Below are 367 nucleotides of genomic sequence, written 5' to 3'. Positions count from 1 at the left end.
GAAACGGGTGGTTCTAACGTTCAGTTTGGCGTTAACCCTAAAGACGGCCGTATGGTTGTTATCGAAATGAACCCTCGTGTATCTCGTTCATCTGCTTTGGCATCCAAAGCAACAGGTTTCCCCATTGCTAAAGTTGCTGCGAAGCTGGCGATTGGCTATACCCTTGATGAATTGCAGAACGATATTACGGGTGGTGCAACACCTGCATCATTCGAGCCTTCAATCGATTATGTTGTTACGAAAATACCTCGTTTCACTTTCGAAAAATTCCCGCAGGCAAATGATCGTCTGACAACTCAGATGAAGTCTGTTGGTGAGGTTATGGCGATTGGCCGTACTCAGCAGGAATCTCTACAGAAAGCACTTC

General features: G+C 46.0%; 1 pseudogene. It reads left to right on the top strand.

The window, feature by feature from the left end:
* A pseudogene (locus ACRHOC_RS14740) lies at positions 1 to 367 on the top strand (carbamoyl-phosphate synthase large subunit); the annotation flags it as partial.

The organism is Winogradskyella poriferorum, assembly GCF_050618035.1.
In the GTDB taxonomy this organism is placed as follows: Bacteria; Bacteroidota; Bacteroidia; order Flavobacteriales; family Flavobacteriaceae; genus Winogradskyella; species Winogradskyella poriferorum_A.
This window is presented reverse-complemented; position numbering and strand designations above follow the sequence as displayed.